The 4,300-nt window shown below is 42.8% G+C and carries 4 protein-coding genes; all 4 read left to right on the top strand.

The features are described 5' to 3' along the window. Positions 1-187: 187 nt before the first annotated feature. Positions 188-475: a hypothetical protein gene (locus A6M21_RS06820; protein ID WP_151191828.1), complete on the top strand. Its 288-nt coding sequence runs from the start codon at positions 188-190 to the stop codon at positions 473-475. A gap of 434 nt (positions 476-909) precedes the next feature. After that, entirely contained in the window at positions 910-1,404 is a 495-nt protein-coding gene (locus A6M21_RS06815; protein WP_066667295.1) for an EVE domain-containing protein, read from the top strand. After that, positions 1,394-2,983 carry an Eco57I restriction-modification methylase domain-containing protein gene (locus tag A6M21_RS06810; RefSeq protein ID WP_066667291.1) on the top strand — a complete coding sequence of 530 codons (1,590 nt, stop codon included), beginning with the start codon at positions 1,394-1,396 and terminating at the stop codon, positions 2,981-2,983. The genes A6M21_RS06815 and A6M21_RS06810 overlap by 11 nt, the downstream gene beginning before the upstream one ends. A gap of 6 nt (positions 2,984-2,989) precedes the next feature. Then, positions 2,990-3,925: a BsuBI/PstI family type II restriction endonuclease gene (locus tag A6M21_RS06805; protein WP_066667289.1), complete on the top strand. Its 936-nt coding sequence runs from the start codon at positions 2,990-2,992 to the stop codon at positions 3,923-3,925. Positions 3,926-4,300: the final 375 nt, after the last annotated feature.

The raw sequence follows: 4,300 nt of genomic DNA, 5'->3' as shown, positions 1-4,300 counted from the left end.
TGTGCCAGGGTCTACTCTACTAATTATCGTTAGTAAAACAGGAGAACTTTACCCTGTGTTGCGCGACCCCACGTCTTTGAAGACCCCGTGAGAAGGCGCGGCAGGAGTTCATGGTGTCCAGGCAGTCCTTCGGTTTGGGGGGGTTTTCGTTCATGCCTGGGGCATACCCTCCGCCATCTCTTTCGTCGTGTCCTGGCAGGTCAAAGCCGTCCCGCCGGCAATAATCCCGGTAATGAAGTACAACCTGATCATGCTGCCGCTGCTTTTTGTGGCGAACGCGGCCCTGGGTATCGGCTTCATCCGGGCGCATGAGACGATCAGAAACCTGCCACTGGTCGTAGCTGGCCAGTCGTTTATGTACTACGCATTTCTGGCGGCGTTTTCGGTGCTGCTGGTGGGGGATAAGGTTTCGGTGGCCCGGGCAGTAATGGGGTTTGTGCTGATCGCGGTGGGGGTGGCGATGTTGGGAAGGTAACATCACGAAAAAATCTTTATTTAAAAGAGGAAAATTTCACTTAGCTATAGAAATGTTAGTTTGATAGCGGTTCACTAGAAATAAAATGAATGTAAAAATAATTTCAACCATTTGAGGCTTTATTCCGGTAGCTTGCGGGAGAGACGGTCCTGCGGCTCTCGACGGTAATGGTTGTAGTGAATGTCCTGGGTTTGACGGTGAAGGATCTTCTTGGGGATGCCTCCCCGCATGACCGACACCCGTTCATTCTACTCTTCAGGGAGCAGATGGCGATACTTTTGGCTATAACCAGATCCAGGTGAAAGGTGAAGGCACGTAAATGTCTTAGAATCTGTGGTAGTAAGTGTGGTATCGATATATTCCAAATTTTAATGGTATGCACCGGATGTTTTGGCGCTATTTTGACTACTTCAAGAATAAAAGGGTGAATCTGGATGGCGTATTATATTTTCACGGTAAATGATATACCTGTAAGTGATAAAGTTAAAATGGATGCCAAAGTAATTGCAGATACTTTATTAGCACAAAAAATATGGATTTTCCGCGAGGGAACCCCTTTGCTAAAAAGACTTGAATCGGGTGATAAAGCCCTAATCTATTTGTGCGGCCGCAATCGCAGATGCTTTGTGGCTGAAATAACCTTTCAAGATAAAGTTAAACCGTTCTCGGGAATCTCTGAACTTGAAGGACTTGCCAAGAAGCTTGGTTTGGTGTGGATGTCTTTTTATATTCAGCTTGAAGCAACAAAAGTTTTTGGGAAGCCTGTCAATATTAAATCACTGATTCCATCTCTTTCCTTCATAATAGATAAGAAGAACTATGGTCTCAATTTGCGATTACCGATCATATCTATTCCTGATAAAGACTATAAGTTGATCGCTGAATCTGCTCTGTCTTTTGAGGGGGCCGTGGTAGTAAATGGAAAATAACTGCTTCCCAGCACCGATTGAAAATGAAAGACCTACAGTGTTCGCAGATCGCCTTGGACAGTGGTTTGGTACTAACACGCAAGAAACACGAAAAAAAAATCTGGGACAATATTTAACCCCAATCCCTGTTGCGGACTTTATGTCATCTCTGTTTACCTCTATCCATAAGGACACAATTAAACTGTTGGACCCTGGGGCTGGAACGGGCACCCTTTGCTGCGCATTTTGTGAGAAGATACTTACATCGTTAGGTAGGCCGTCTAAAATAGACATAATAGCTTACGAAATAGATCCCGATCTATGTAATTTACTTGAAAGAAGCCTAAATTATCTTACCAAAACCCTTGCCTTAATAGGGGTGACACTAAATGTCAACTTAATTAATAGTGATTTTATTATAGACAATAGTAAGAGGCTCCAAAATGGTTATGATGCAGCCTTAACATCCTATGATTATATTATAGCAAATCCACCGTATTTCAAAATCAATAAAGATGACCCAAGGGCCGTAGCTGCTTCTTCTGTAGTTTATGGTCAGCCTAATATTTACGGGCTTTTCATGGCGGTCTCAGCTTCCTTGCTAAAACCGGGTGGGGAATTAGTTTTTATTACTCCTAGAAGTTATGCAACGGGAACATATTTTCGTTTAGTTAGAGACCATTTCTTTTCCCTCGTTAGGCCGGAGCACTTCCATCTTTTTGGTTCACGGAGAGATGCTTTCGACCGTGATTCGGTATTGCAAGAGAATGTTATCTTGAGGGCCGTCAGACATGATGAGTGGAGTTCTACGGAGCGTAAGTACAGTGTTAGCCTCTCTTATAGTGAAGGCATGGCTGATTTGGTGGACGTGCATACGAGGCAAGTGGATATACACAATATTGTAAACATGAAAAGTAAAGACAAGATGCTGTGTTTGCCTATTACACAGAAAGATGAGGATATAATAACTGCTATGCATAGCTGGTCCGGTAGTCTGAATGCCTATAAGATGGAAATATCCACCGGGCCTGTTGTTCCTTTCAGAGCCAAGGGGTTGCTGCGTTTTGGCCAAGATAAAAATACCCAGACTGTACCCTTGCTGTGGATGCAGAATGTGCAGGCAATGGATATCAAATGGCCATTACGAATCAACAAGGAACAGTATATGGTTGTTTGCGAGGATTCGGCAAGTTTGCTGGTTCCTAATTCCAACTATGTTTTGTTGAGGCGTTTTAGTTCTAAGGAGCAGGATCAACGCTTAACTGCTGCCCCTCTAGTTAAAGGCATGTTCGAGCATGTCTTCTTGGGACTTGAAAATCATTTAAATTTTATATATCGCACGAATGGTGAATTGTCTAATGAAGAAGCTTATGGCTTGGCGGCTATTTACAACTCCTCGATATTGGACTCGTATTTCAGGGCTTTTAACGGGAATACCCAGGTCAATGCAACAGAAATCCGGCTAATGCCATTGCCACCACTTGAAGTAATTAGGGAGATTGGGGCATATGCCATACGGGTTCTCCCTGATAGGTGCAACGTTAATGAATATATAAAGAATCGTCTTGTTATTAACGCCGAATTTGCGGTAGCGAGGTAATTGCTGATGGGTAAGATTGACGAAGCTAAAGAGATTCTACGTGTTCTTGGATTGCCCCAGGCGCAGCAGAATGAAATCTCTGCATATACGCTATTGGCTTTGTGTGGGATTCGAGAAGAAGATACTTGGCTAAGCGCGAGCAGAAGAAGCTTAGGCATTACAAAAGGCATTATGCAATTCATCACTCAAAATTACAATAAAGAATATGCGCCCAATACCCGAGAGACTTTTCGAAGACAAGTTTTACATTACTTCAATCAGGCCGGAATAGTTGATTATAATCCTGATAATCCTAGTCTTCCCACAAATAGCCCGCATGCGCATTATGCAATTTCCGAAGATGTACTATCTGTTATCAAATACTATGGCGCAGAACGATGGGAAACAGTTGTACGTCGGTTCTTGACCGCCAATGAAACCTTAGAAAGTAAATACAGTAGAAAACGGGAAATGGAAATGATTCCCGTAGATATGGGTAATGGTCTTATTTATCACTTATCCCCCGGTAAACATAACGAAGTTCAGGTAGCAGTAATTAATGAGTTCTTGCCACGTTTTGCCCCGGGTTCGAAATGTATTTACCTGGGTGATACGGCAAAAAAGAACTTACATATTGATCATGATGTCTTTAATAAGTTAAATATTACGATCTCCGACCACGATAAACTACCAGATATTGTGTTATATAACGAAGAAAAGAAATGGATCTTTTTGGTCGAAGTTGTTACGTCTCACGGACCAATGAACCCTAAGCGCGTTACCGAATTGAAAGAAATGTTCTCTGGGTGTCCTTTTGGCATAATTTTCGTTACTGCGTTTCCATCTTATGACGAATTTCGCAAGCATGCCAAAGATATTGCATGGGAGACGGAAGTTTGGCTGTATGAAAGACCTGATCATTTAATTCATTACAATGGTGACCGTTTCTTAGGGCCGAGATAAGCCTTAAAATCAGTAAAAATTCTCCACGTTCCAAACAAGGTCACGTCAAAGTTCCTTTTCAATGCTATATGCAGTAGCCAACAAGCGGTAGGTATCCTATATATTGTGGTCTAAGAGCGACTTTGACGTTACCGTGACATTCCAATAGTTACTCAGATAGGGGGTGGGCAGGTTTGACGCACTGCGAACATCAATGGAAAGAGATCCCACAAGGGATAGGATCAGAGCCGGGCATGATTTATTTGCAGTGTATAATTTGTAACGAAACTTGTGTTATACCTTGCCCCAAGCATCACTGGAAAACGCTTGGCGCGATAGGAACATCTCAATCAGTGGGCTTCATATGTATACGTTGTGGTCTAGTTAGCAGTTGAC

The organism is Desulfotomaculum copahuensis (genome assembly GCF_001655685.1).
Classification (GTDB): domain Bacteria; phylum Bacillota; class Desulfotomaculia; order Desulfotomaculales; family Desulfovirgulaceae; genus Desulfotomaculum_G; species Desulfotomaculum_G copahuensis.
The sequence above is the reverse complement of the archived record's forward strand: the minus strand, read 5'-3'. Positions and strand labels throughout refer to the sequence as shown.

Coding starts and splice junctions, on each gene's coding strand:
- A6M21_RS06805 (WP_066667289.1), top strand. CDS start 2,990: ATGGGTAAGATTGACGAAGCTAAAGAGATTCTACGTGTTCTTGGATTG.
- A6M21_RS06815 (WP_066667295.1), top strand. CDS start 910: ATGGCGTATTATATTTTCACGGTAAATGATATACCTGTAAGTGATAAA.
- A6M21_RS06810 (WP_066667291.1), top strand. CDS start 1,394: ATGGAAAATAACTGCTTCCCAGCACCGATTGAAAATGAAAGACCTACA.